Annotated in this window: 22 protein-coding genes and 1 riboswitch; of the genes, 18 read left to right on the forward strand and 4 right to left on the reverse strand. The window is 68.3% G+C overall.

Going from position 1 to position 25,090, the window contains the following annotated elements:
- Positions 1-112 precede the first annotated feature (112 nt).
- Positions 113-207: riboswitch (glycine riboswitch) on the forward strand.
- A gap of 154 nt (positions 208-361) precedes the next feature.
- The 8 genes from OC372_RS00710 to OC372_RS00745 all read left to right on the forward strand — a co-directional run bounded on the left by OC372_RS00710 (position 362) and on the right by OC372_RS00745 (position 10,935).
- Positions 362-1,561, forward strand: coding sequence for a glycine cleavage system aminomethyltransferase GcvT (locus tag OC372_RS00710; RefSeq protein ID WP_262000639.1), 1,200 nt, complete (start codon positions 362-364; stop codon positions 1,559-1,561).
- A complete protein-coding gene (gene gcvH / locus OC372_RS00715; RefSeq protein WP_105709585.1) occupies positions 1,558-1,935 on the forward strand; it encodes a glycine cleavage system protein GcvH in 378 nt (125 codons plus the stop codon). Before OC372_RS00710 ends, gcvH begins: the two co-directional genes overlap by 4 nt.
- Before the next feature lie 61 nt (positions 1,936-1,996).
- Positions 1,997-4,849 (forward strand): aminomethyl-transferring glycine dehydrogenase, encoded by a 2,853-nt coding sequence (gene gcvP, locus OC372_RS00720; protein ID WP_410054851.1) that lies wholly within the window; start codon positions 1,997-1,999, stop codon positions 4,847-4,849.
- Between the two features lie 215 nt (positions 4,850-5,064).
- Positions 5,065-6,690 carry an ABC transporter substrate-binding protein gene (locus OC372_RS00725; RefSeq protein WP_029262913.1) on the forward strand — a complete coding sequence of 542 codons (1,626 nt, stop codon included), beginning with the start codon at positions 5,065-5,067 and terminating at the stop codon, positions 6,688-6,690.
- 79 nt (positions 6,691-6,769) lie between these two features.
- Positions 6,770-7,699 carry an ABC transporter permease gene (locus tag OC372_RS00730; protein WP_029262912.1) on the forward strand — a complete coding sequence of 310 codons (930 nt, stop codon included), beginning with the start codon at positions 6,770-6,772 and terminating at the stop codon, positions 7,697-7,699.
- The gene (locus OC372_RS00735; RefSeq protein ID WP_029262911.1) at positions 7,689-8,642 is read left to right on the forward strand and encodes an ABC transporter permease; all 954 of its coding nucleotides are present in this window, start codon (positions 7,689-7,691) and stop codon (positions 8,640-8,642) included. Before OC372_RS00730 ends, OC372_RS00735 begins: the two co-directional genes overlap by 11 nt.
- Positions 8,639-10,363, forward strand: a complete 1,725-nt coding sequence (locus OC372_RS00740) for an ABC transporter ATP-binding protein (protein WP_262000641.1) — start codon at positions 8,639-8,641, stop codon at positions 10,361-10,363. The genes OC372_RS00735 and OC372_RS00740 overlap by 4 nt, the downstream gene beginning before the upstream one ends.
- Positions 10,364-10,365: 2 nt before the next feature.
- A complete protein-coding gene (locus OC372_RS00745) occupies positions 10,366-10,935 on the forward strand; it encodes a PH domain-containing protein (RefSeq protein ID WP_029262909.1) in 570 nt (189 codons plus the stop codon).
- 15 nt (positions 10,936-10,950) lie between these two features.
- Here OC372_RS00745 and OC372_RS00750 read toward each other — a convergent pair whose 3' ends face one another.
- Positions 10,951-11,757: a CPBP family intramembrane glutamic endopeptidase gene (locus OC372_RS00750; protein ID WP_262000642.1), complete on the reverse strand. Its 807-nt coding sequence runs from the start codon at positions 11,755-11,757 to the stop codon at positions 10,951-10,953.
- Positions 11,758-11,858: 101 nt separating this feature from the next.
- Here OC372_RS00750 and typA point away from each other — a divergent pair, with 101 nt between their 5' ends.
- On the forward strand, positions 11,859-13,772 hold the full coding sequence (gene typA, locus OC372_RS00755; RefSeq protein WP_029262907.1) for a translational GTPase TypA: 1,914 nt from the start codon (positions 11,859-11,861) through the stop codon (positions 13,770-13,772).
- Between the two features lie 183 nt (positions 13,773-13,955).
- The gene (locus OC372_RS00760; protein WP_262000643.1) at positions 13,956-14,861 is read left to right on the forward strand and encodes a phospholipase; all 906 of its coding nucleotides are present in this window, start codon (positions 13,956-13,958) and stop codon (positions 14,859-14,861) included.
- A 47-nt stretch (positions 14,862-14,908) separates the two neighbouring features.
- On the opposite strand, the gene OC372_RS00765 is transcribed toward OC372_RS00760, so the two are convergent.
- Entirely contained in the window at positions 14,909-15,457 is a 549-nt protein-coding gene (locus OC372_RS00765) for a helix-turn-helix domain-containing protein (RefSeq protein WP_105709591.1), read from the reverse strand.
- A gap of 104 nt (positions 15,458-15,561) precedes the next feature.
- Here OC372_RS00765 and OC372_RS00770 point away from each other — a divergent pair, with 104 nt between their 5' ends.
- The 6 genes from OC372_RS00770 to OC372_RS00795 all read left to right on the forward strand — a co-directional run bounded on the left by OC372_RS00770 (position 15,562) and on the right by OC372_RS00795 (position 19,978).
- Positions 15,562-16,284, forward strand: a complete 723-nt coding sequence (locus OC372_RS00770) for an AzlC family ABC transporter permease (RefSeq protein WP_262000644.1) — start codon at positions 15,562-15,564, stop codon at positions 16,282-16,284.
- Positions 16,281-16,595 (forward strand): AzlD domain-containing protein, encoded by a 315-nt coding sequence (locus OC372_RS00775; RefSeq protein WP_029262903.1) that lies wholly within the window; start codon positions 16,281-16,283, stop codon positions 16,593-16,595. Before OC372_RS00770 ends, OC372_RS00775 begins: the two co-directional genes overlap by 4 nt.
- Positions 16,596-16,635: 40 nt before the next feature.
- Complete coding sequence (locus OC372_RS00780; RefSeq protein WP_029262902.1) at positions 16,636-17,046, forward strand: hypothetical protein; 411 nt, start codon at positions 16,636-16,638, stop codon at positions 17,044-17,046.
- A gap of 9 nt (positions 17,047-17,055) precedes the next feature.
- Positions 17,056-17,376, forward strand: a complete 321-nt coding sequence (gene fdxA, locus OC372_RS00785) for a ferredoxin (protein WP_046013877.1) — start codon at positions 17,056-17,058, stop codon at positions 17,374-17,376.
- Between the two features lie 9 nt (positions 17,377-17,385).
- The gene (gene dapC, locus OC372_RS00790; RefSeq protein WP_262000645.1) at positions 17,386-18,498 is read left to right on the forward strand and encodes a succinyldiaminopimelate transaminase; all 1,113 of its coding nucleotides are present in this window, start codon (positions 17,386-17,388) and stop codon (positions 18,496-18,498) included.
- 190 nt (positions 18,499-18,688) lie between these two features.
- A complete protein-coding gene (locus OC372_RS00795) occupies positions 18,689-19,978 on the forward strand; it encodes a citrate synthase (RefSeq protein WP_081859847.1) in 1,290 nt (429 codons plus the stop codon).
- A gap of 70 nt (positions 19,979-20,048) precedes the next feature.
- Here the strand turns inward: OC372_RS00795 and OC372_RS00800 are convergent, their stop codons facing one another.
- The gene (locus OC372_RS00800) at positions 20,049-21,449 is read right to left on the reverse strand and encodes a DEAD/DEAH box helicase (RefSeq protein ID WP_105709594.1); all 1,401 of its coding nucleotides are present in this window, start codon (positions 21,447-21,449) and stop codon (positions 20,049-20,051) included.
- 281 nt (positions 21,450-21,730) lie between these two features.
- Positions 21,731-22,678 (reverse strand): 2,3,4,5-tetrahydropyridine-2,6-dicarboxylate N-succinyltransferase, encoded by a 948-nt coding sequence (gene dapD, locus OC372_RS00805; RefSeq protein WP_262000646.1) that lies wholly within the window; start codon positions 22,676-22,678, stop codon positions 21,731-21,733.
- A 65-nt stretch (positions 22,679-22,743) separates the two neighbouring features.
- Here dapD and dapE point away from each other — a divergent pair, with 65 nt between their 5' ends.
- Both dapE and OC372_RS00815 read left to right on the forward strand, forming a co-directional pair.
- Positions 22,744-23,817 (forward strand): succinyl-diaminopimelate desuccinylase, encoded by a 1,074-nt coding sequence (dapE, locus tag OC372_RS00810; RefSeq protein WP_105709596.1) that lies wholly within the window; start codon positions 22,744-22,746, stop codon positions 23,815-23,817.
- The gene (locus tag OC372_RS00815; RefSeq protein ID WP_262000647.1) at positions 23,799-25,016 is read left to right on the forward strand and encodes a hypothetical protein; all 1,218 of its coding nucleotides are present in this window, start codon (positions 23,799-23,801) and stop codon (positions 25,014-25,016) included. Before dapE ends, OC372_RS00815 begins: the two co-directional genes overlap by 19 nt.
- Positions 25,017-25,090: the final 74 nt, after the last annotated feature.

The raw sequence follows: 25,090 nt of genomic DNA on the forward strand, positions 1-25,090 counted from the left end.
GCCCTCTCGGAGCCCCGAGTGGGACCATTCGCGCGATTCGAACGCGCGTCCCCGGAATCCGGCGCCAGGGACCGGACGGGCTAGACTGAACCCACAATTGAAGACAGGCCGAATGAACCACGCGGGAGAGCCCCGGCGAACGCAGCCGGGCACCGAAGGAGCAAGCCTCCCCGCCAATCTCTCAGGTACGCGTACCGCGCGGTTCCGGCCACTCTGAAAAGCGATCCCGCGAGACTGCGGATCCGCCGACGGTGAAAACCCCGCCTCCGTGCATGGGTGAAGCTCTCAGGCCTATGACAGAGGGGGAGTTCCGAGGAGCGGCGATGCCGCCGTTCCGCCCGTCACAGCCCGGGAGAACTCCATGTCCGACCCCCGCTACACCCCGCTGCGTGAACGCCATGAGGCGCTCGGCGCGTCGTTCACCGACTTCGGCGGCTGGCAGATGCCCGTGCGCTACACCTCCGACCTCGCCGAGCACCACGCCGTGCGACAGGCTGCCGGTATCTTCGACATCTCGCACATGGCGGAGTTCCTCGTCACGGGCGAGAAGGCGGCCGAGTTCCTCGATTTCGCGCTCGCCGGACGCATCTCCGCGATGCCGGTGGGCAAGGCGAAGTACTCGCTGATGCTGGCCGCGAACGGCGGCATCGTCGACGATGTCATCGCGTACCGGTTGGCGGACGACCGCTACCTCGTGATCGCGAACGCCGGCAACCGCGGCTTCGTCGACTCCGCGTTCGCGAAGCGCGTCCGCGATTTCCCCTCGCTCATCGAGCGCGAGCTGCCACCGCTGACGCCGGGGGAGGACCGCAGCTTCGCCGGCTTCCTCGGCGACCGCGGCGTCGATGTGGAGGATGTGTCGGACTCCTACGCGCTGCTCGCGGTTCAGGGGCCTGCCGCCGAGGCGATCCTCGCTGCGACCTCCGGCATCACTGAGCTCAGCAGTCCCTGGGCCGATCAGAAGTACTACGCGTGGGCCGACGCACGTTTCCTCGGAGAGCCCCTGCTCATCGCCCGCACGGGATACACGGGCGAAGACGGCTTCGAACTGCTCGTCTCTGCTGCTGACGCGCTCGCACTGTGGGACGCACTGGTCTCGGCAGGCGAACCGCACGGGCTCGTGCCCGCCGGTCTCGCGGCGCGCGACACCCTTCGCCTCGAGGCGGGCATGCCGTTGTACGGGCACGAGCTGAGCCTCGACACGCTGCCGGCACAGGCCGGACTCGGACGCGTCGCCGTAACGGCCAAGGATGAGTTCGTCGGCAAGGAAGCGCTCGCCGCCGTCGAGCAGGGCGGCGCATCCGACGCCCCCGTGCTGGTCGGCCTCGTCGCCGAGGGCAAGCGCGCCGGCCGCGCCGGCTATGCCGTCGTCGACGGCGAAGGGGAGAAGCTCGGCGAGATCACCAGCGGAGCCCTCAGCCCTACTCTCGGCCATCCGATCGCGATGGCCTACGTGCACCCTTCTTCCGCCGAAGAGGGAACAGCAGTATTCCTTGATGTGCGGGGGACGAAGATCCCCGCGACCGTGACCGCCCTGCCTTTCTACCGGAGGACCAAATGACCGACCTCGCCGCCCTCAGCTACACCGAAGAGCACGAGTGGATCGCCGCTGACGGCGACACCGTGACCATCGGCATCACCGACTACGCCGCCGAGAAGCTGGGTGACGTCGTGTTCGTCGAACTCCCCGCCGTCGGCACCGAGGTCACCGCCGGCTCCGTCGTGGGAGAGATCGAATCCACGAAGTCGGTGGGCGAGCTCTACGCGCCGGTCACCGGCACCGTCGTCGAGATCAACGACGCAGCCGTCGACGATCCGTCGCTCGTCAACGCGGCACCGTTCGAGGGTGGCTGGCTGCTCAAGGTCACCGTCTCCGCCGGTGCGCTCGACGGTCTGCTGGACCGCGACGCCTACGTCGCGCTGACGGAGGGCTGATTCACCAGTGGTCACTTTCGCCGATCGTCACATCGGACCCACGGATGCCGCGCAGCGCACGATGCTCGCTGCCCTCGGTCTCGACACCGCCGGAGCGGACGACGCGCTGAGCCCGGTCGAGGCGCTGATGCGCCAGGCCGTGCCGGCGTCGATCTACACCGGACCGTCTCCCGAATCCGAGGGTGGAACGCCGACTCGCATCCCCTCGGCAGCGAGCGAGACCGAGGCGCTCGCAGAGCTGCGGACCCTCGCGTCCCGCAACACCGTGAACCGCCCGATGATCGGCCTCGGCTACTACGGGACCATCACGCCGCAGGTGATCCAGCGCAACGTGCTGGAGAATCCGTCCTGGTACACGGCGTACACGCCCTACCAGCCGGAGATCTCGCAGGGTCGCCTCGAGGCGCTCATCAACTTCCAGACCATGGTCTCCGACCTCACCGGTCTCACCACGGCCAACGCCTCGATGCTGGACGAGTCCACGGCCGTCGTCGAGGGGATGCTGCTGGCGCGACGCGCCTCGAAGTCGTCCTCGAACGTGTTCGCGGTCGACGCCGACGCGCTGCCGCAGACCAGGGCGATGCTCACGACCCGCGCGGAAGCCCTCGGGATCGAGATCGTGTCCGTCGACTTCGCCGCGGGGGAGGAGCTGCCCGGTGATCTCTTCGGTGTCTTCGTCCAGTACCCGGGCGCATCGGGTCGGGTCTGGGATCCGTCCGCCGTGTTCGACGCCGCGCACCTCGCCGGCGGACTCGCCGTCGCAGCGGCTGATCTGCTCGCGCTCACACTGATCGCGTCGCCCGGGTCGCTGGGCGCGGATGTGGCCGTCGGCACGACGCAGCGCTTCGGAGTGCCGATGGGCTTCGGCGGGCCGCACGCCGGCTACATGGCCGTCCGCTCCGGCCTCGAGCGACAGCTCCCTGGCCGTCTCGTCGGGGTGTCGGTGGATGCCGACGGCAAGCCCGCGTACCGTCTCTCTCTGCAGACGCGCGAGCAGCACATCCGCCGTGAGAAGGCGACGTCGAACATCTGCACCGCCCAGGTGCTGCTGGCCGTGATGGCGGCGATGTACGCGGTCTATCACGGCCCGGATGGGCTCCGTGGGATCGCCTCAGAAGCAGCCACGAAGGCGGCGCTGCTCGGTACCTGGCTCGCCGAGGCGGGCGCCGAGGTCGTGCACGACGCGTTCTTCGACACGGTCACGGTGCGGGTGCCGGGGCGTGCGGCCGAGCACGCCGCGCAGGCGCGCGACGGATACGGCATCCTGCTCCGCGTCGCCGATGCCGACACGATCGGCATCTCGGTCGATGAGACCACCACGGTGACCGAGCTGCATCAGGTGGCGATGGTCTTCGGTGGCGCGCAGGAGCGTGCGTTCGGCTTCCTGCAGCGTGGCAGCAACGCCCTGCCGTCGGACCTGGGGCGTCAGGACGAGTACCTCACGCACCCGGTGTTCCACGCACACCGCAGCGAGACCGCCATGATGCGGTATCTGAAGAGCCTCGCCGACCGCGACTACGCGCTCGACCGCGGCATGATCCCGCTGGGCTCCTGCACGATGAAGCTCAACGCGGCCACCGAGATGGCGGCGATCACGTGGCCCGAGTTCGCGGGCATCCACCCGTTCGCTCCGGCGGCCGATGTGCAGGGATACCTCGAGCTCATCGATCAGCTCGAGGGCTGGCTCGCCGAGGTCACCGGGTACGACGCGGTCTCGCTGCAGCCGAACGCGGGCTCGCAGGGTGAACTCGCGGGGCTGCTCGCGATCCGCGGCTACCACCACGCCAACGGCGACCAGCACCGCACGATCTGCCTGATCCCGTCTTCGGCGCACGGCACGAACGCGGCGTCGGCCGTCCTCGCCGGCATGAAGGTCGTGGTCGTCGCGACCGACGAGCTCGGCAACGTCGACCTCGACGATCTGCGCGCGAAGATCGCGCTGCACGCCGACGACCTCTCGGCCCTGATGATCACGTACCCCTCCACGCACGGCGTGTACGAGGAGCAGGTGGTCGACATCACGGCAGCCGTGCACGACGCGGGCGGGCAGGTCTACGTCGACGGCGCGAACCTCAACGCGCTGCTCGGCTATGCGCGGTTCGGCGACCTGGGGGGCGACGTCTCGCACCTCAACCTGCACAAGACGTTCGCCATCCCGCACGGCGGCGGCGGCCCCGGCATCGGTCCGGTGGCGGCGAAGGCCCACCTCGCGCCGTTCCTGCCCTCGCACCCGCTCGCCCAGAGCGCGGAGCACTTCGGCGGGTACACGTTCGAGGGCGGTGTGATCTCCGCAGCGCCCTACGGCTCTGCCGGGATCCTGCCGATCTCGTGGGCGTACGTGCGGATGATGGGTGCCGACGGACTGCGTCGCGCCACCGCAGCGGCCGTTCTCTCCGCGAACTACATGGCGGAGCGGCTCGGCGCGCACTTCCCGGTGCTCTACACGGGCGAGAACGGGCGGGTGGCTCACGAGTGCATCCTCGATCTGCGTCCGCTCAAGGAGGCCACCGGCATCACGGTCGACGACGTCGCCAAGCGCCTCATCGACTACGGCTTCCACGCCCCGACCATGTCGTTCCCGGTCGCGGGCACGCTGATGATCGAGCCGACCGAGTCGGAGGACCTCGACGAGATCGAGCGCTTCATCGAGGCCATGGTCATGATCAAGGCCGAGGCGGAGGGGGTCGCCGCCGGTCGCTGGCCGGCCGACGACAACCCGCTCGTGCACGCGCCGCACACCGCGGTCTCGCTCATCGCGGGGGAGTGGAACCACGCGTACTCGCGGGAAGAGGCGGCATACCCCGTGCGCGCCCTCGTCGCAGGCAAGTACTGGCCGCCGGTGCGCCGCATCGACCAGGCGTACGGCGACCGCAACCTCGTCTGCGCCTGCCCGCCGGTGGAGGCTTTCGCCTGAGTCGGATGCTCATGTGAGCACACGGTGCTGCACCCCTGTTGTGGGTGCGGCACCGTCGCTCTTTTCCCGGTGTTTCGGCCTTGTTACGTATGGTCACCACTCAGTAACAGTTCGTTAGCTGAGGGCGGGGGCGACGCGGGTGCGGGTTACGCTCAGGTATCCCTGCCTGCTCGATGGTGAGCGCGCAGAATCCCCGTGTCCACAGGAGGACAAAAGTGAAAAGAAACAGGACTGCCCTCGCGGGCACCGCTCTGCTGGCCGTCGGCGCGATCGCGCTCGCAGGCTGCGCATCCGGCGGCGACAACGGCAGTGGTGAAGAAGGCGGCGAAGCGTCGACCGGAATCGTCACGGTTCAGAGCAACGAGCCTCAGAACCCGCTCCTCCCCGCCGTGACCAACGAGGTCGGCGGCGGACTCGTTCTGCAGAACATCTTCGCCGGTCTCGTCTACTACGAAGCCGACGGCGCCCTCGCCAACGACCTTGCCGAGTCGATCGAGTCGGAAGACAACCAGACCTGGACCATCAAGATCAAGGAGGGTGAGAAGTTCAGCGACGACACCCCCGTGACCGCGGAGTCCTTCGTCGAGGCATGGCAGTATGCCGCCTCCGACCCCGCCTTCGAGAACCAGTGGTGGTTCGCCAACTTCTCCGGCTACAGCGCCGACGCCGTGAAGGAAGACTCCCTCGCTCTCGAGGTCGTCGACGACACGACGTTCACGGTCGAGCTCGCCGCTCCGCAGTCGGACTTCCCGACCACTCTGGGCTACCAGGTGTTCGCGCCGCTCCCCGAGTCGTTCTTCGATGACCCCGAGGCGTTCGGCCAGGCTCCCGTCGGCAACGGCCCGTACGTGCTCGACAAGTGGGAGCACGACTCCGTGATCTCGCTGCTCCCGAACGAGAGCTACGACGGTCCCCGCAAGCCGCAGAACGGCGGAGTCGACTTCGTCAGCTACGCGACCGCCGAGGCTGCGTACACCGACCTGCTCTCGGACAACCTCGACGTGATCAACCCCGGCGTGCCGCCGACGGCTCTGGCCACCTACAAGGACGACCTGGGTGACCGCGCCGTCGACCAGCCGGCCGCGATCTGGGAAGGCCTGACCATCCCGGCACGCCTCGCTCACTTCGGCAACGACGAAGAGGGCAACCTGCGTCGTCAGGCCATCTCCTACGCGATCGACCGCGAACAGGTCACCGACGTGATCTTCGAGGGTACCCGCACGCCGGCCGTCGACTTCACCTCCCCGGTGATCGCGGGCTGGAACGACGAGATCGCCGGTTCCGAGGTCACGCACGCCGACGCCGACAAGGCGAAGGACCTGTGGGCTCAGGCCGACGCCATCGCCCCGTGGAGCGGCACGTTCACCATCGCGTACAACGCCGACGGTGGACACCAGCCCTGGGTCGACGCGGTCACCAACCAGCTCAAGAACACGCTGGGCATCGACGCCGCCGGTCAGTCCTTCCCCGACCTGGCTACGCTCCGCGAGGAGATCAAGAACCGTTCGCTGAACGCGGCGACGCGTTCGGGATGGCAGTTCGACTACCCGGGTGCGTACAACATCCTGGGCGCGCTGTTCATCACGGGTGCCGGTTCCAACGACGGCGACTACTCGAACCCCGAGTACGACGAGCTCGTGCAGAAGGGCTCCACGGCGCCGTCGGTCGAAGAGGGCAACAAGCTCTTCGAGCAGGCGCAGGAGGTCCTGTTCACGGACCTTCCCGTCCTGCCGCTCTGGTACCGCTCGACCAACGCCGGTTTCTCCACGCTCGTCGACAACGTCGAGTACGGCTGGGACAGCTGGCCGATCGTGTACGAGATCACCAAGGCCGGCGAGTAACACTCCCGCTCTGATCTGAACCCGCCGTGCGGGGCGATGCGCAAGCGTCGCCCCGCACGGCGCGGTTGAGTTCACGCCTATGACTGCCTACATCATTCGTCGCCTTCTTCAGGCGATACCCGTCTTCCTCGGGGCGACCTTCCTGATCTTCTCGATGGTCTTCCTGCTACCGGGTGACCCGATTCTCGCTCTGTTCGGTGACAAGACACCGACCGATGCGCAGTACGCCGCCTTGCAGGCGCAGTACCACCTGGACCAGCCGTTCTTCACGCGCTACCTGATCTACCTCGGCGACCTGTTCCAGGGCGACCTGGGAACGACTTTCCGCGGCCAGAGCGTCAATGAGATCCTCGCCGCGAAGTTCCCGGTGACGCTGCGCCTCGCGCTGCTGGCGATCGTCATCCAGCTGCTCTTCGGCGTCGTCGTCGGTCTCATCTCCGGCCTGCGCAAGAACAGCCTTTTCGACCACGCCTCGATGCTGGTGAGCCTTCTGCTCATCTCGATCCCGGTGTTCGTGCTGGCCTTCATCGCGCAGTACTTCCTCGCCATCGAGTTGCATCTGTTCCGACCGACGGTCGGACGAGGTGCGCCCTGGTCGGACCTGATACTCCCGGCGATCGTGCTCGCCGCACTGAACTTCGCCTACGTGGTGCGGCTCACGCGCAACTCGGTCATCGAGACGCGTCAGCAGGACTTCGTGCGGATGGCGTTCGGCAAGGGCCTCCCCACGCGGCGTGTCATCCCGGTGCACGTGCTGCGCAACTCGCTCATTCCCGTGACGACGAACCTCGCTGCCGACTTCGGCATCCTGATCGTCGGCGCCACCGTCACCGAGGGCGTGTTCAACGTGCCCGGTATCGGAAACGAGCTCTTCAAGGCCATCAACCAGCACGATGGGCCGGAGATCGTCTCGATCGTGACCGTGCTCGTCGTGATCTACGTCCTGGTCAACCTGTTCATCGATCTGCTCTACGGTGTGCTCGACCCGAGGATCCGCTATGTCCGATAACACTCCCACCCGCCGCATGGCGCACTATGTGGCCGAGGCAGACGAGGGCGGCCTCGGGGCCGTCGATGCCGTCCGTGTCAGCGAGCGCAAGAGCAACCTGTGGCTCGATGCGTGGCGCGACCTCCGTGGTCGCTGGATGTTCTGGACCGCCGGCGTCTTCGTCGTGCTGCTGGTCATCATCGCGTCGTTCCCCGACCTGTTCGCTCCGGTCGACCCCTTCCAGTGCGACCTGAAGTTCTCGAACGACGGCCCTTCCGCAGGGCACCCGCTCGGGTACACCTTCCAGGGCTGTGACGTGTACTCCCGTGTCGTGCACGGCGCAGGGACCTCGCTGTCGGTCGGCATCCTGGTGACGATCATCATCGCTGCCATGGGCATCGTGATCGGAGCGTTCGCCGGCTTCTTCGGCGGCTGGATCGATTCGCTCCTCATGCGCATCGGCGACATGTTCTTCGCGATCCCCTACGTGCTGGCCGCAGTGGTCATCATGTCGATGTTCCTCGACAACCGGAACATCCTCGTGGTCTCCCTCGCGATCGGCTTCTTCGGATGGCCCTCGGTGGCGCGCATCCTGCGCGCCGAGATCCTGCGCGTGCGTTCGGCTGACTTCGTGATGGCGTCCGAAGCGCTCGGGGTATCCAGGGTGCGGACGATGTTCTCGCACGTCATGCCGAACTCGATCGCCCCGGTGATCGTGCTCAGCACGGTCGGTCTGGCCGCGGCCATCACGGCCGAGGCCACGCTGTCCTTCCTGGGCGTCGGTCTGCCGCCGGAGTTCATCTCCTGGGGTAACGACATCGCGGCCGCGCAGACGCGTCTGCGCACCGACCCCATGCCGCTGATCTATCCGTCGATCGCTCTCTCCCTCACCGTGCTGTCGTTCATCATGCTCGGCGAGACGGTGCGAGACGCGCTCGACCCGAAGGCGAGGGCACTGCGATGACCGCCGAATACAACCCCGATGTCCCGCTCCTGTCGATCGAGAACCTGGAGGTCGCGTTCAAGACGCAGGACGGTTTCGTCCCAGCGGTGCGTGGCGTCAGCTTCGACATCTACCCGGGCGAGACCATGGCGATCGTCGGTGAGTCCGGCTCGGGCAAGTCGACGACCGCGCACGCGATCATCAACCTGCTGCCCGGCAGCGGGCAGGTCACCGGTGGCGCCGTCAAATTCGAGGGTCGCGACCTGACGAAGCTCGGGCGCTCCGAGATCGAGCATGTGCGCGGCAACCTCATCGGCCTGGTTCCCCAGGACCCGATGAACAGCCTCAACCCGGTGCACCGCATCGGTTTCCAGGTGGAGGAGACCATCCTCGCCAACGGGCAGGCCGACGGCCGCAAGGCTGCACGCAAGCAGGCGATCCAGGTGCTGAAGGAGGCGGGACTGGCGGATGCCGATCGGCGTCTGCGGCAGTTCCCGCACGAGTTCTCCGGCGGCATGCGCCAGCGGGTGCTCATCGGCATCGGGCTGTCGTCCGATCCGAAACTGCTCATCGCCGACGAGCCCACCAGCGCGCTCGACGTCACGGTGCAGAAGCGGATCCTCGATCACCTCGACACCCTCACGAAGGAGCGCAACACCGCGGTCCTGTTCATCACCCACGACCTCGGCCTCGCCGCGGAGCGGGCGGAGAACCTCGTCGTGATGCATCGCGGTCGCATCGTGGAATCGGGTCCCGCGCTCGAGATCCTGCAGAACCCGCAGCACCCGTACACCCAGCGGCTGGTCGCCGCGGCGCCGAGCCTGGCGTCGAAGCGCATCCAGACGGCGGTCACGGGTCACGTCGACCCTCTCGCCGAGGTGCTCACGGAGTCCACGGGCACGGTCGATCTCGCATCGATCGCCCACACCGAGGCGGTTCCTGCCGAGCCGGTGATCGAGTTCCGAGATGTGACGAAGGTCTACAAGATCCGGGGGAGCGGCTTCCGTTCCACCGATTTCACGGCCGTCGACAAGATGTCCTTCCAGGTGCCCAAGGGCTCCACGATGGCCATCGTCGGCGAATCCGGTTCCGGCAAGTCGACCGCCGCCAAGATGCTGCTGCGTCTGGAGACGAAGACGTCGGGCTCGATCCTCGTGAACGGTCGGGACACCGACACGCTCTCACGGCCCGAGCTGCAGGCACTGCGTCGCGAGATGCAGCCGGTCTTCCAGGACCCGTACGGTTCGCTGGATCCGCTGCACAACATCGGCAACACGGTGGCGGAGCCGCTGCGCGTGCACGGGGTCGGCGACTCCGCCTCGCGCCGCAAGCGCGTTCTCGAGGTGCTGGACCAGGTCGCGCTCCCGTCGAGTGTGGCCGACCGGTATCCGAACGAGCTCTCGGGCGGTCAGCGTCAGCGCGTCGCCATCGCCAGGGCCCTCGCGCTCAAGCCGGAGATCGTCGTCCTCGACGAGGCCGTGTCGGCGCTGGACGTGCTGGTGCAGGCGCAGGTGCTGAACCTGCTCGCCGAACTCCAGTCCGAGCTCGACCTGACGTATCTGTTCATCACCCACGACCTCGCGGTCGTCCGGGTGATCGCGGATCGCGTCTGTGTGATGGAGCAAGGGCGCGTCGTCGAACACGGCACGGTCGACGACATCTTCGCGAACCCGCAGCAGGAGTACACGGAGCGTCTGCTCCAGGCGATTCCCGGCGCGTCGATCACCCTCGGGAGCCACTGACGGTGACGACGGACGACAGGTCGGAGGGCGTACGGACATTCCGTGCGCCCTCCGGTCCCGCCGCGCTCGTGATCGGCTCGCTTCTGGCCCTGTTCCTGTTGGGCGATGCCGTCCTGCGGGCCGGGTGGGGGCCGATGCTGCTGCTCGCCCCGTGGGTGCTGCTGGTGCTCTGGCTCGTGTATGTGAGCTCCTTCGCCTCGGCCGTGCGCATCGACGACGACGGTGTGGTGGTGCAGAACCTGCTCCGCCGCATCACATTCGGCTGGCAGCGCGTGCGCGCCGTCGACCTGCGGTGGCAGCTGATCTTCTCGCTCGACGACGGGAAGGATCTCGCCTGCTACGGGGGACCGGCCAAGGCCGGCCCGATCCGCATGCCCGCTCGCGGGGGCGACGGCGAGGAGAAGATGCCCGCAGGCATCCGCGCGCTCACCGAGATCGAGGAGCGCTGGGAAGCCGCCCCCGCCACCGCGGACGCCCCGATCCGACGCAGCTGGGATCGTCCGGCCACGATCGCGCTGGTCGTGATCGTCGTCTGGGCCGTGCTGGCCGTCCTCGTGGCGAACGCGGGTTGACCGCGACTCTTCGGCTCAGCCGGGGAGTCCGAACAGGTCGGGCCACAGCGCTGCCGCCCACGGGTACCCGACGAACGCGGCCGCATCGATAAGGAAGTGCGCGACCAGGAACGGCATCAGGCGCCCTGAGCGCTGATACAGCCAGCCGAACAGCAGACCCATCGCGAGGTTCCCGAAGAACGCGGGATAGCCCTGATACAGGTGGTAGCTGGCCCGCAGCACCGATGTGCCGATGATGATCGACCACGGCCCCCAGCCGAGCTGCTTCAGCCGCGTGAAGAGATATCCGAGCAGAACGAACTCCTCCTGCAGCGAGGCCCGTGCGGCAGCGAGCAGAAGGACGGGCACCGTCCACCAGTAGGCGTCGATGCCGGCGGGGTCGATCGCCACGGTCATCCCGAGCGCGCGACCGGCGATGTAGAGGCCGATGCCGGGCACGCCGATGGCCAGGACCAGCAGGACGCCGCGACCGATGTCGCGCCCCGCCCTGGTGCCGTCCAGCCCCAGCTGCCCCAGGTGCGGTCGGCGCGACTGCCAGAGCAGGAAGCACACCAGCAGCACGGGGACGAGCGAGAAACCGATCGCGAGCACCTGGTAGATGAGGTCGAAGATCTCCCGGTCGCTGCGTGAGGGGTTCAGCTTCGCGACCTGATCGGCGATCGGGATCTCATCGGTGAGGCGGTAGGCGAGCTGCACGATCGCGTACACGGCGGACTGCCCGAGCCCGAGCGCCAGGACGATCGCGATCTCCCACCACAGCCGTGCGCGAGAGGGGGCGGGGGAGAGCTCGGGAAGGTCTCCGGAGGCCTGCGGTCGGGTCACGATCTCGATGCTACGACCTGTTTTCAGGAACACGCCCTGAGCTTGCGTTATCCTGGAACGTCGGCTTCCCGGCAAAATCCCACACTCTTTAGGACACCTGCATGGCGCACGCCCTCCGCTCTGACCTCCGCAACGTCGCAATCGTCGCCCACGTCGACCACGGCAAGACGACTCTCGTCGACGCCATGCTGCGTCAGACGGGCTCCTTCGGCGAACACGCCCACGTCGATGAGCGCGCCATGGACTCCAACGACCTGGAGCGTGAGAAGGGCATCACGATCCTCGCCAAGAACACGGCGATCACGTACAAGGGCAAGCACGCCGGCGGCAAGGAGATCACGATCAACGTGATCGACACCCCCGGTCACGCCGACTTCGGTGGCGAGGTCGAGCGCGGCCTGTCCATGGTCGACGGTGTCGTGCTGCTGGTCGACGCCAGTGAGGGTCCGCTGCCCCAGACCCGCTTCGTGCTGCGCAAGGCGCTCGAGTCGAAGCTGCCGGTCATCCTGCTCGTCAACAAGACCGACCGTCCCGACGCGCGCATCGCCGAGGTCGAGGAAGAGGCGCACGACCTGCTGCTGGGCCTCGCTTCCGACCTGGTCGACGACGTGCCCGACCTCGACGTCGACGCGCTGCTCGACGTGCCGGTCGTCTACGCCTCCGGTCGTGCCGGCGCCGCGTCGCAGAACCGTCCCGCCGACGGCTCGCTGCCCGACAACGACGACCTCGAGCCGCTGTTCGAGGCGATCCTCGAGCACGTGCCCGCGCCGTCCTACGACGACGAGCACCCGCTGCAGGCCTGGGTCACGAACCTCGACTCCAGCCCGTTCCTCGGCCGTCTCGCGCTGCTGCGCGTCTTCAACGGCACGCTCAAGAAGGGCCAGACCGTGGCCTGGGTCCGTGCCGACGGCACGCACCAGAACGCGCGCATCACCGAGCTCCTGAAGACACGCGCACTCGAGCGCTATCCGGCCGATTCCGCAGGCCCCGGCGACATCGTCGCCATCGCCGGTTTCGAGAACATCACCATCGGCGAGACCATCGCCGACCCCGAGGACGTGCGTCCGCTGCCGGCCATCACGGTCGACGACCCTGCCATCTCGATGACGATCGGCACCAACACCTCCCCGCTCATGGGCAAGGTCAAGGGCCACAAGCTCACCGCTCGCATGGTCAAGGACCGTCTCGACAAGGAGCTCATCGGCAACGTCTCGCTCAAGGTCGTCGACATCGGACGTCCGGATGCGTGGGAGGTGCAGGGCCGCGGAGAGCTCGCCCTCGCCATCCTCGTCGAGAACATGCGCCGCGAGGGCTTCGAGCTCACCGTCGGCAAGCCGCAGGTGGTCACGAAGAAGATCGACGGCAAGACCTACGAGCCGTTCGAGCACCTCACGATCGACACGCCGGAGGAGCACCTCGGCGCGATCACCCAGCTGCTGGCGGGCCGCAAGGGTCGCATGGAGAACATGACGAACCACGGCACCGGCTGGGTGCGCATGGAGTTCGTCGTCCCGTCGCGCGGCCTGATCGGCTTCCGCAGCGAGTTCCTCACCACCACGCGCGGCACCGGCATCGCGAACGCGATCTCGCACGGCTACGAGCCATGGGCCGGCTCCATCACGACGCGTCAGAACGGCTCGATCGTCGCCGACCGCCAGGGTGTCGTCACCCCGTTCGCGATGATCGCCCTGCAGGAGCGCATGTCGTTCTTCGTGCAGCCCACGCAGGAGGTCTACGAGGGAATGGTCATCGGCGAGAACTCCCGCGCCGACGACATGGACGTGAACATCACGAAGGAGAAGAAGCTCACCAACATGCGTGCGGCGAGCTCCGACACCTTCGAGTCGATGACGCCTCCGCGCCAGCTGACGCTCGAGGAGAGCCTCGAGTTCGCACGTGACGACGAATGCGTCGAGGTCACGCCCGAGGTCGTCCGCATCCGCAAGGTGAACCTCGATGCGAACACCCGTGCTCGCGAGACCGCGCGTCTGAAGCGCCAGGACGCCAGCGCCTGAGTCTGCTCCGAGAAGAGGGCCTCGTGCCGCCGAAAGGCGTGCGCGAGGCCCTCTTCTCATGTAAACCCCAGGTCAGGGATGGTTTTCACTCAGGTTGATGGTGCAGACTCGTTGGCTTGCGCCCGGGACGAGCTCCCGATGAGTCTCCTGCGAGGGCGTACGACAACCCGAAAGTCGAACCCGATGCTTCAGAAAACCCGTGCGCTTCGGCGTGCCTCGGACGCGGCGTCCGCCCGCGCCGCCGTCACCGCCCGCCGCCCGATGGCCATCCTCGGAGTGACCGCCGCCACCCTGGTCGGAATCACGCTCAGCGTGGGCCTGGCCTCCACCTCTGCCGCGGCCGCCATGAGCCCGGCCATCGCCGTCGCCGCGCCCGCACTGTCCGGTGCCGAGCCGCTGGCGCAGATCACCGCAGACGCTTCGTCTACGCGCGTGGAGGCCCGGAGTGCTGTCGCGGCCGCCGAGGCGGTGAGCGCCGACGTTGCAGCATCCGGCCTCGACGTGGGTGTCTCGACGTCGGTCGACACGACCGAGCTCGAGAGCGGCATCGACAAGCTCTCCGACAGTGAGGTGACCCCGTTGCTCCTCGTGGGCATCGTCACCGACGACGTGGAGTCGGAGCTCGCGAAGGTCGTCTCGGACACGGAGGATCTGCGTGCCGCGCTCACCGCGGCACAGGAGAAGCGGGCTGCGGAGGAAGCCGCTGCAGCCGCGGCCAAGGCGGCGGCAGAGCATGCAGCTGCCGAGCGGGCGGCCGCCGCGGCGCTCGCGTCCGCCAACACCGTCGAGGGTGCGAAGGCCTCCGCGCAGCAGCAGATGTCGAGCCGGTACGGCTGGGGCGGGGATCAGTTCTCGTGCCTGGACTCCCTGTGGACCAAGGAGTCGGGCTGGAACTACCAGGCATACAACGCCGACGGCGGGGCTACCGGCATTCCGCAGGCGCTGCCCGGCAGCAAGATGGCATCGGCGGGAGCCGACTGGCAGACCAGTGCCGCCACGCAGATCGCCTGGGGCCTCGAGTACATCTCGGCGGCCTACGGAACCCCGTGCAGCGCCTGGTCACACTCGCAGGCGATGAACTGGTACTGAGGCTGTGACGCCCCGACCCGTCGCCTGTCGCCGGCGGTGGGTGAGCCTCAGCGGAGCTCGGAGATGAGCGCCGCGCTCGTACCGACGGCTGTCGCTTCGAAGATGTGCGGGGCGTCGCCGGCATATGTCAGGTAGTCGCCGGGGTTGAGGAGCACCGGCTCGTCGACCGGTCCGATCAGTGCTTGGCCGGAGACCAGGATGACGTGCTCGATGGTGCCCGGGTGGTGCGGGTCGGAGCGTCGGGCATCGCCCGGTTCGGCCTGGATCAGGTAGATGTCACGGCGCGCGCCGGGAGGGCTGGCCGACAGCAGCGTCGCGCTGTAGGCGGCCGCGGAGGAGGGGACGCCGGCGAGGTCGTCGGCGCGGATCAGGGTGGGCGCGTTGCTGTGCTGGTCGACGAGGACGGCGAACGGCACTCCGAGGGCCACTCCGAGGGCCCACAGTGTTTCGACGCTGGGATTGCCCGCTCCGCTCTCGAGCTGCGACACGGTCGCTTTGGACACACCAGCGCGGCGCGCGAGTTCCGAGACCGACAGGCCGACGGCCTCTCGTTCTCGGCGCAGAGTGCGGGCGATGCGCGTGCGAAGGTCTTCCATGCGTTCATCATGTCAAACGTTCGTTCGCTTGACTATCCGTTCGCGACTGTTCAGAATTATGGTCATGTGTTCAGCGAAGCGAACAAGGATCCGCAGGGCGTGCGATGACCGCCGAGCGTGAGGTCTGGCGCGAGGCGCTCGGCGTCGTGCTCGCGACCAGCGCCTACGGCGTCTCCTTCGGAGCGTTGGCTGTCGCGTCCGGGCTCGATGTCTGGCAGACCTGCGTCCTCAGCCTCCTGATGTTCACCGGAGGATCGCAGTTCGCATTCGTCGGCGTCTTCACCGCCGGAGGCCTCGCCGCTCTGCCCTCTGCGGTCGCGTCCGCCGCCCTCCTCGGCGTGCGCAACGTGGCCTACGGAATGCGCATGTCGCCGATCGTCGGCGGAGGGCCGGTGCGCAAGGCTGCCGCCGCGCACTTCACGATCGATGAGTCGACGGCCGTGGCGATCTCACAGGGCGACCCGCGGCTGCGTCAGGTGGGCTTCTGGGTGACCGGCATCGGCATCTTCGTGGGCTGGAACATCACGACCCTCGTCGGTGCGCTCGTCGGTGACGTGCTCGGAGACCCCCGGACCTGGGGTCTCGACGCCGCTGCTGCTGCCGCGTTCCTCGCGCTGCTCTGGCCGCGGCTCCGGCAGCGGCAGGCCATCGTGGTGGGCGTGGCGGCTGCGGTGGTCGCTGCGGCGTTCACCCCCTTCCTCATGCCGGGTCTCCCGGTGCTCGTCGCGGCGGTCGTCGCGATCGCCGTCGGCTGGTTCAACTGGCTGGGCCGCCGCGAGACGCCGCCGGAGGATCACGCCCGCGTCGGAACGGAGGGGGCGCCATGAGCCTGTGGAGTGCGATCCTCCTCGCCGCGCTCATCTGTGTCGCGCTCAAAGCCGCCGGATACCTGGTGCCGCCCAAGGTCCTCGAAGCGCCTCGCACTGCTCGCATCTCCGACCTGCTGACCGTGGCGCTCCTGGCCGCACTCGTCGCGGTGCAGACCCTCGGCGACGGCCAGGCCATCACGGTGGACGCGCGCGTGCCCGCCCTGCTGGTCGCGGGAGGGCTCCTGTGGCTTCGGCAGTCGTTCCTCGTCGTCGTGGCAGCGGCCGCGCTCGTCGCGGCGCTCCTGCGGCTCTTCGGTCTCGCCTCCTGAGCGACTGCTCGGCCACAGGCGGCGCCGGTAAGATCGACGGGTGCGCGTGAGCTGGGTGTCGAGAGTGTTGTCGTGGGTCGCTGCGGCCCTGGTGGGCGGCGTCTACGGCATCGCCGGCACGATCGCGCACAGCGTGATGTGGGGGCCGATCCCGGTGGGGCTCATCGTGGCCGCCATCGCCTGCGCGGCGATCCTCGTCGCCGTACGAGCGCTCACACACGACAGGGGAGCGGCGGTGGCAGCCGGACTCGGCATGATCGGCATGCTGGTGCTGATCTCCGGCGTGGGGCCCGGCGGATCCGTCGTCGTCCCGGACTCGCTCAGTGGGCAGATCTGGACCTACCTGGTCGCGGGAATCGTGCTGCTCGTGATCGCCTGGCCCTCCTTCTCACGGGTTCCCGTCCGCACGGTCGCACCTGCCGCGCAGGAACCCGAGCGCCACGAGTCGTAGACTGAAGGGGTGACGTATGTGATCGCCCTCCCGTGCGTCGATGTCAAGGATCGCGCCTGCATCGACGAGTGCCCCGTTGACTGCATCTACGAGGGGGAACGGTCGTTGTACATCCACCCCGACGAGTGCGTGGATTGCGGCGCCTGCGAACCGGTGTGCCCGGTCGAGGCCATCTACTACGAAGACGACCTGCCCGACGAATGGCAGGACTACTACAAGGCCAACGTCGAGTTCTTCGACGAGATCGGCTCGCCCGGAGGCGCCGCCAAGGTCGGCGTCTACACGTTCGACCACCCGATCATCGCCGCGCTCCCGCCCCAGGGCGAGTAGGCGTCTTCTGTGAGCGTCCGCGACCTCGCCGACTACCCGTGGGATGCCGTCGTCCCGTTCCGTGAGCGTGCCGCGCAGCATCCGGAGGGTCTGGTGGATCTCTCCGTGGGCTCGCCGGTGGATCCGACGCCGGAGCTCATCCGCCGTGCCCTGGCCGAGGCGACCGACGCACACGCCTATCCGCAGACGGTCGGCACGCCGACGCTGCGCGAAGCCATCGTCGAATGGTACGCGCGGCGCCGGGGAGTACCCGACCTCCGCGTCGACAACGTGTTGCCGACTATCGGCTCCAAGGAGCTTGTCGCGCTGCTGCCCACGCTCCTCGGACTCGGTGCGGGCGACGTCGTCGTGCATCCGCGAGTCGCGTACCCGACATACGAGGTCGGCGCCCGGGTGGTCGGTGCGACGCCGCTCCCGGCCGACGATCCCGCCGAGTGGCCGGAGGGCACCAAGCTCATCTGGATCAACACTCCGGGCAACCCGGACGGCCGGACCTGGACGGTCGATGAGCTCGCCGCGGCCGTGCGCCGTGCGCGCGAGCTGGGTGCCGTCCTCGCGAGCGACGAGTGCTACGCCGAGCTGGGCTGGGACGGAAACTGGGCGACCGAGCCGATCCCCTCGATCCTCGACCCTCGGGTGACCGGCGGCAGTAGGGCGAACCTGCTCAGCGTGTACTCGCTGAGCAAGCAGTCGAACCTCGCCGGCTACCGCGCCGCGTTCGTCGCCGGCTGCGCGCGCGTGGTCGGAGAACTGCTCACCGCTCGCAAGCACCTCGGGCTCATGCCGCCCGCACCCGTGCAACACGCCATGGCGGTCGCGCTCGGTGACGACGAGCACGTCGCGGCCCAGAAGAACCTGTACCGCACCAGGCGAGAAGCACTGCGCCCCGCGCTGGAGGCCGCAGGCTTCCGCATCGACGGTTCGGAAGCAGGACTGTACCTCTGGGCGACGGAAGGGCGCGATGCCTGGGAGTCGATGGGTCGCCTCGCCGACCTCGGCATCCTCGCCGGTCCCGGTCCGTTCTACGGTGCGGACTCCTCGCAGCATGTGCGCCTCGCGCTGACCGCTCCCACCGAGCGGGTGCGAGAAGCCGCGCGCCGCCTCACCGCCTCCGCTCTGTAGGTTTTCTCCGTGAAGTTCGCATCTGTTTGGCGGATGTCACAGTAGGCCTGTGTGCCTACTAGGCTGTAAAAGCGATTCGGTCGTGTCTCGACCTGGTGCCACAGCGCCGTGAGATCGCCAGTTCCGACTTGATCAAGATCTTGTCCGATATACCGCGACCAGCGGGGTCGGACGCCAGGAGGAGGACCGCGTGAGCGCAGCGGCAGAGCAGACGGCGAAGCTGACGATCGGCGATACGACCGCCGAATTCCCGGTACTGCGCGGCACGGCAGGCCACGACAGCATCGACTTCTCGACGCTGACCCGGCAGACCGGCTACACGGGCCTCGACTACGGCTTCGTCAACACGGCGTCCACGAAGTCCGACATCACCTTCATCGACGGAGACAAGGGCATCCTGCGCTACCGCGGGTACCCGATCGAGCAGCTGGCAGGGTCCACGAGCTACCTCGAGGTCGCCTGGCTCCTGATCTACGGCGAACTGCCCTCGGCTTCGGAGCTCGCAGAGTTCGACGAGAAGATCCGCCGTCACACGCTGCTGCACGAAGACCTCAAGCGCTTCTTCTCGGCGCTGCCGCACACGGCGCACCCCATGTCGGTGCTCTCGTCGGCGGTCGCCGCCCTCTCGACGTACTACGAGGGGCAGACCGACCCGCACAACCCCGAGCACGTCGAGCTCAACATGGTGCGCATGCTCGCCAAGCTGCCCGTGATCGCGGCGTACGCGCACAAGAAGAGCGTCGGCCAGGCATTCCTCTACCCCGACAACTCGCTGAGTTTCGTGGACAACTTCCTCAAGCTCAACTTCGGCGTGCACAGCGAGGAGTACGAGGTCAACCCGGTCATGTCGAAGGCTCTCGAGCTGCTCCTGATCCTCCACGAGGACCACGAGCAGAACGCCTCCACCTCGACGGTCCGCCTCGTGGGCTCCACCGGTGCGAACCAGTTCGCCTCGGTCTCCGCCGGCATCCAGGCGCTCTCCGGTCCGCTGCACGGCGGTGCCAATGAGGCCGTCCTGACCATGCTGGGTCAGATCCGCGACTCCGGCCAGAGCGTCTCACGCTTCGTGGAGCGGGTGAAGAACAAGGAAGAGGGCGTGAAGCTGATGGGCTTCGGGCACCGCGTCTACAAGAACTACGACCCGCGGGCCAAGCTGGTCAAGGACGCCGCCGACGAGGTGCTCTCGTCGCTGGGCGTCACCGACCCGCTGCTCGACCTCGCGAAGGAGCTCGAGGAACTCGCCCTCGCCGACGACTACTTCCGTGAGCGTCGACTGTACCCGAACGTCGACTTCTACACGGGCGTCATCTACAAGGCGATGGGCTTCCCGACCCGGATGTTCACGGTGCTGTTCGCCATCGGTCGTCTGCCCGGCTGGCTGGCCCAGTGGCGCGAGCTGCAGCTCGACCCGCAGACCAAGATCGGCCGTCCGCAGCAGCTGTACACGGGGTCTCCCGAGCGGTCGTTCCCGACTCGCTGAGCGCACAACGAGAAAGCGCCCCTTCCGCCGAAGCGGAAGGGGCGCTTTTCAGTCGAGCTGCGTCCGCGGGTCAGCGACCCTGCGAGCTGCGGCCACCGCCCTGACGGGACTGGCCACTCTGCGTGGAGTAGCCACCGCCCTGGTAGCCGCTGCCCTGGCCGCCGGCGCCACCGGCGCGGGGGCGGCGACGACGACGCGCGGGCGGGTTCGCCGCGCCGCTCTTCTCGCCGCCGGCCGGACGCTGCTTGGAGGACTGACGCTGCTGCTGCTGCGGAGCCTGCACCGGGGCCGGACGCACGTGCGGGGCGCGCTCGGGGACCAGGGCGGTGACGGCAGCGGTCGTGACATCTTCCAGCGGAGCCGAGATGGCCGCCTTGCGCAACAGGTCCTTCACATCGCGGCGCTGCTCGGGAAGCACGACGGTCACGACGGTGCCGGCCGCGCCGGCACGAGCCGTACGTCCGGAACGGTGCAGGTACGCCTTGTGCTCGACGGGCGGGTCGACGTGGACGACGAGGTCGACGTTGTCGACGTGCACACCACGGGCGGCGACATCGGTCGCGACGAGGACGCGCACTCCGCCGTCTTCCGGTGCTGCGGAGAACGCACCGAGGTTGCGCTCGCGAGCGTTCTGCGACAGGTTGCCGTGCAGGTCGACGGCCGGGATCCCGGCAGCCGTGAGCTGCTTCGCGAGCTTCTTCGCCTGGTGCTTGGTGCGGGTGAAGAGGATGCGGCGTCCGGTGCCGGAGGCGAGCTCCTTCACGAGAGCGGTCTTGTTATCGGTGGAGTCGACGACCAGCACGCGGTGGGTCATCTCGCCCACGGGCACGCTCTCTTCATCGACCTCGTGGCTGACCGCGTTCGAGAGGAAACGGCGGGCGAGGGTGTCGATGCCGCGGTCCAGCGTGGCGCTGAACAGGAGACGCTGGCCACCGGCCGGCGTTGCGGTGAGGATGCGGGTGACGCCGGGGAGGAAGCCGAGGTCGGCCATGTGGTCGGCCTCGTCGAGCACGGTGACCTCGATCGCGCTGAGGCGCACGACCTGCTGCTTCATGAGGTCTTCGAGTCGACCGGGGCAGGCAACGACGATGTCGACGCCGCCGCGCAGCGCCTGCTCCTGCGGACGCTGGCTGACACCGCCGAAGACGGTCGTGACGCGCAGACCGGCAGCCTCGGCGAGCGGGGCGATGGTCGCGGCGATCTGCGTCGCGAGCTCGCGGGTCGGAGCGAGGACGAGTCCGCGCGGGAGACCTGCGCGGCGCTGACCGCCGGATGCGGCGAGGCGCGCCACGAGCGGCAGGGCGAAGGCGATGGTCTTGCCGCTGCCCGTGCGTCCGCGGCCCAGGAGGTCGCGTCCCGCGAGGGAGTCGGGAAGGGTGTCGCGCTGGATCGCGAAGGCCTCCGTCTTGCCCGAATCGGCGAGAACGGCGGCGAGCTCGGCGGGAACGCCGAGTTCAAGGAAAGTAGACATGCAGGAACTCCGTCAGCGCACGAGTGATCGGCGCGAGATAAGGGGTGAGGTGGGCGACGGCGCAGGAATTGCGCATCGGTTCGCCGTTCGAAATGCCAGCTCATGCTGGTGGTGGGAGCAGTTCTGCTCGCTTCGGTCCTCGGAGACCCCATGACGACGACGATGTTGCAGCACCGGCGGTGCGGACAACGGTGTCAGTCTACCAGTGCGTGCATGCCGTCGGCTGCATGCCGCCTCCACGCGCGGGTCGCGGGCTGACGATGAAGGCGCGCGGGCGGCTCTCAGGCGTGGAGGGCCTCGTTGAGCGTCACGCCCACTCCGGCGCGGCGCACGGCCTCGACGGCGCCGCTGAGGGAGTTCCGTCGGAAGAGCAGTCCGTCCTGGCCGGAGAGCTCTCCGCCCTTCACGGTCTTCCGTCCGCCGTCCGGCGTCACCGGGCCGTCGACCAGCACGATCTTCGTCCCGGCGGTCACGTACAGGCCCGCCTCGACGACGCAGTCGTCGCCGAGGGAGATGCCGATGCCGGCGTTCGCTCCGAGCAGGGTGCGTGCACCGATCGACACCCGGTGAGTGCCACCGCCCGAGAGCGTGCCCATGATCGAGGAACCGCCGCCGATGTCGCTGCCGTCGCCCACGACGACGCCCTGCGAGATGCGTCCCTCGACCATGGAGGAGCCGAGCGTTCCGGCGTTGAAGTTGACGAAGCCCTCATGCATGACGGTGGTGCCGGGGGAGAGATGTGCGCCGAGCCGCACGCGCGAGGCGTCAGCGATCCGGACGCCCGCAGGCTGCACGTAGTCGGTCAGGCGGGGGAATTTGTCCAGGCCCTGCACCTGGATGCCGGCGCGCTGGAGGTGCGGCCGCAGACGCGCGGCGTCGGCGGGGAGTACCGGCCCGGCGTTCGTCCAGGCGACGTTCGGCAGATGGCCGAAGATGCCGTCCAGGTTCAGCTCGTTGGGGCGCACGACGAGGTGCGAGAGGGCATGCAGCCGCAGGTACGCGTCCGCCGTGGAACCGGGAGCCTCGTCGAGGTCGATCTGGAGCCGGATGATCTCGACGGTCACGTTCCGTCGCTCATCGGCGCCGACCAGGGGCTCGAGCGCGGCGACGGCGGCATCGTCTGCAGCGTCAGATCCCGTGCGCACGTCCGGGTACCACGCGTCGAGAACCGTGCCGTCGCCGGCGATCGTGGTCAGGCCGATACCCCATACGGTGCGTGCGTCGCTCATCCCTCCACGCTATCGCGCCGGGAGGCGAGGGACTTCACGCATGACGGGGTAAGTAGGCTTGACCCATGGTGCTCGATCTGACCGCGTCCTCCGTCGACCTCACCCGTGCGATCTGTGACATCCCGAGCGTGTCCGGCGACGAGAAGACCCTCGCCGATGCGATCGAAGCGGCCATCACCCCGCTGTCCCACCTCGAGGTCTTCCGCCACGGCAACACGATCGTCGCCCGCACCGAACTCGGGCGCGCTCAGCGCGTCGCCATCGCCGGACACATCGACACCGTGCCGATCAACGCGAACCTCCCGACCAGGGACATCGAGATCGACGGTGTGCCCTACCTCTGGGGGCGGGGAACCGTCGACATGAAGGCGGGCACGGCCGTGCAGCTCAAGCTCGCGGCAGAGCTCACCGATCCCGCGATCGACATCACCTGGATGTGGTACGACAACGAGGAGATCGAGGCGTCCAAGAATGGCCTGGGCCTGCTCGCCGCCGTGCGACCCGACCTGTTCCGGGCGGACTTCGCCATCCTCGGCGAACCGTCCAACGGCGAGGTCGAGGGCGGATGCAACGGCACGCTGCGCGCGATCGTGCGCACGACCGGCGTTCGCGCGCACAGTGCACGAGCGTGGATCGGCGAGAACGCGATCCACCGTGCTGCTCCGATCCTGACGCGGCTCGCGGAGTACCGCGCCAGGGAAGTGCCGGTCGAGGGCCTTCTGTATCGGGAGAGCCTGAGCGCCGTCCGCATCGCCGGCGGCGTCGCGGGCAACGTCATCCCCGACGCATGCGAGGTCGAGGTCAACTATCGCTTCGCTCCCAGCAAGTCCGCGGCGGACGCCGAAGCGCACTTGCGCGGGGTTCTCGCCGGCTTCGAGATCGAGATCACCGATGCAGCCGAGGGGGCGCGCCCCGGACTCGACGCCGAGATCGCGCAGCAGTTCGTTGCGGCTGTGGGCGCCGAGCCTCGCCCGAAATACGGTTGGACCGACGTCGCCCGTTTCTCGGCGCTCGGCATCCCTGCGGTGAACTACGGTCCCGGCGACCCGCACCTCGCGCACCACGACGAGGAGCGCGTGCCGCTCGCGCAGATCGACGCCGTGGAGCGGGGCCTGCGCGCATGGCTCACCTCGCGCTGAGCACGGTTCGCCGGTGGGCGCAGACGCCGGTCGCGCTGCGGATCGCGGTCGTCTACGTCGCCGCCCGGGCGACGACCACGATCTTCCTGCTCATCGCCGCGTCGCTGTCGACGTCGTTCTCGCGCTTCGGGGCCGATGCCGGACTCGAAGACTTCATCCTCGGGTGGGATGCCCAGTGGTACTGGCTCGTCGCCGAGTCCGGTTATCCGACCGAGCTTCCCCGGACCGAGTCGGGCGACGTCGCCGAGAACGCCTGGGCATTCATGCCCGTGTTCGCATTTGCGGCGAAGGCGGTGGGCTTCCTCTTCGGATCTTGGGGAGTCGGCGCTCTCCTGATCTCGCTCGCCGCGGGGTATCTCGCGTGCCTTGCGCTCCATCGCCTGCTTCGCGACCGCATCGGCGCTTCCGCCGCGCTCTGGGCGGTCGTGTTCTTCGCTGCCGGGCCGATCGCCGCGATGTTCCAGGTCGGCTACGCGGAGACCCTGTTCCTGCTGCTGCTGTTCCTCGCGCTCGACGCGACGATCCGACACGAATACGGCCGGCTCTACCTCCTGATCCCGGTGATGGCCTTCACCCGCCCCGGGATCCTCGCCTTCGCCCTGTACCTCGGGTTGCACGGCGTCGTGCGCTGGTTCCGGCGGAAGCAGGAACCCCTCTCCGGGCGGGAGATCACGCACATCGTCGCGCTCGGGGCGCTCGCGACCGCGGCGGGCTTCGCCTGGCAACTGATCGCCGGTGTCGTCACGGGCGATCCCGGTGCCTATCTCGCGACAGAACTCGCGTGGCGCCGGCACTGGATCGTCGGCGGCGTCGACGGTTTCCTGCCGTTCGAAGGATGGGTTCAGGCGTCGCAGTTCTGGTTCGCACTCTGGGGCATGCCCCAGTGGTGGGGCCCGGTGGCGCTCGTGCTGCTGGTCGCGGCGGCCGCCGTCACCCTCCTGCGCTCGCCCCAGGTGCGCGCCCTCGGCGGCGACCTCCGCCTGTGGAGCGCCAGCTATCTGCTGTACCTCCTCGCGGTGTTCTTCCCACAGTCCAGCACGTTCCGCCTGCTGCTGCCTCTCAGCCCGCTCTGGGGCGCCGTCGCGGTTCCTCGATCGCGGTGGTGGCGCGTCGGTGTGGTGGCTCTCTGCCTCCTGGGCCAATGGCTCTGGATCTACCACGTGTATGCGCTCGGGAGCACGTTCTGGCAGGTGCCGTGACGGTGTCGGGCGACCCAATTGTTGCTCGGTGACCGCCAGGTCCCGGTGACACCCGATAAACTCATTCCATACCA

The sequence above is a fragment of the Microbacterium sp. Mcb102 genome, from assembly GCF_024519805.1.
Classification (GTDB): domain Bacteria; phylum Actinomycetota; class Actinomycetes; order Actinomycetales; family Microbacteriaceae; genus Microbacterium.

Coding starts and splice junctions, on each gene's coding strand:
- OC372_RS00710 (WP_262000639.1), top strand. CDS start 362: ATGTCCGACCCCCGCTACACCCCGCTGCGTGAACGCCATGAGGCGCTC.
- gcvH (WP_105709585.1), top strand. CDS start 1,558: ATGACCGACCTCGCCGCCCTCAGCTACACCGAAGAGCACGAGTGGATC.
- gcvP (WP_410054851.1), top strand. CDS start 1,997: ATGCTCGCTGCCCTCGGTCTCGACACCGCCGGAGCGGACGACGCGCTG.
- OC372_RS00730 (WP_029262912.1), top strand. CDS start 6,770: ATGACTGCCTACATCATTCGTCGCCTTCTTCAGGCGATACCCGTCTTC.
- OC372_RS00735 (WP_029262911.1), top strand. CDS start 7,689: ATGTCCGATAACACTCCCACCCGCCGCATGGCGCACTATGTGGCCGAG.
- OC372_RS00740 (WP_262000641.1), top strand. CDS start 8,639: ATGACCGCCGAATACAACCCCGATGTCCCGCTCCTGTCGATCGAGAAC.
- typA (WP_029262907.1), top strand. CDS start 11,859: ATGGCGCACGCCCTCCGCTCTGACCTCCGCAACGTCGCAATCGTCGCC.
- OC372_RS00760 (WP_262000643.1), top strand. CDS start 13,956: ATGCTTCAGAAAACCCGTGCGCTTCGGCGTGCCTCGGACGCGGCGTCC.
- OC372_RS00765 (WP_105709591.1), bottom strand. CDS start 15,457: ATGGAAGACCTTCGCACGCGCATCGCCCGCACTCTGCGCCGAGAACGA.
- OC372_RS00770 (WP_262000644.1), top strand. CDS start 15,562: ATGACCGCCGAGCGTGAGGTCTGGCGCGAGGCGCTCGGCGTCGTGCTC.
- OC372_RS00775 (WP_029262903.1), top strand. CDS start 16,281: ATGAGCCTGTGGAGTGCGATCCTCCTCGCCGCGCTCATCTGTGTCGCG.
- OC372_RS00800 (WP_105709594.1), bottom strand. CDS start 21,449: ATGTCTACTTTCCTTGAACTCGGCGTTCCCGCCGAGCTCGCCGCCGTT.
- dapD (WP_262000646.1), bottom strand. CDS start 22,678: ATGAGCGACGCACGCACCGTATGGGGTATCGGCCTGACCACGATCGCC.
- dapE (WP_105709596.1), top strand. CDS start 22,744: ATGGTGCTCGATCTGACCGCGTCCTCCGTCGACCTCACCCGTGCGATC.
- OC372_RS00815 (WP_262000647.1), top strand. CDS start 23,799: ATGGCTCACCTCGCGCTGAGCACGGTTCGCCGGTGGGCGCAGACGCCG.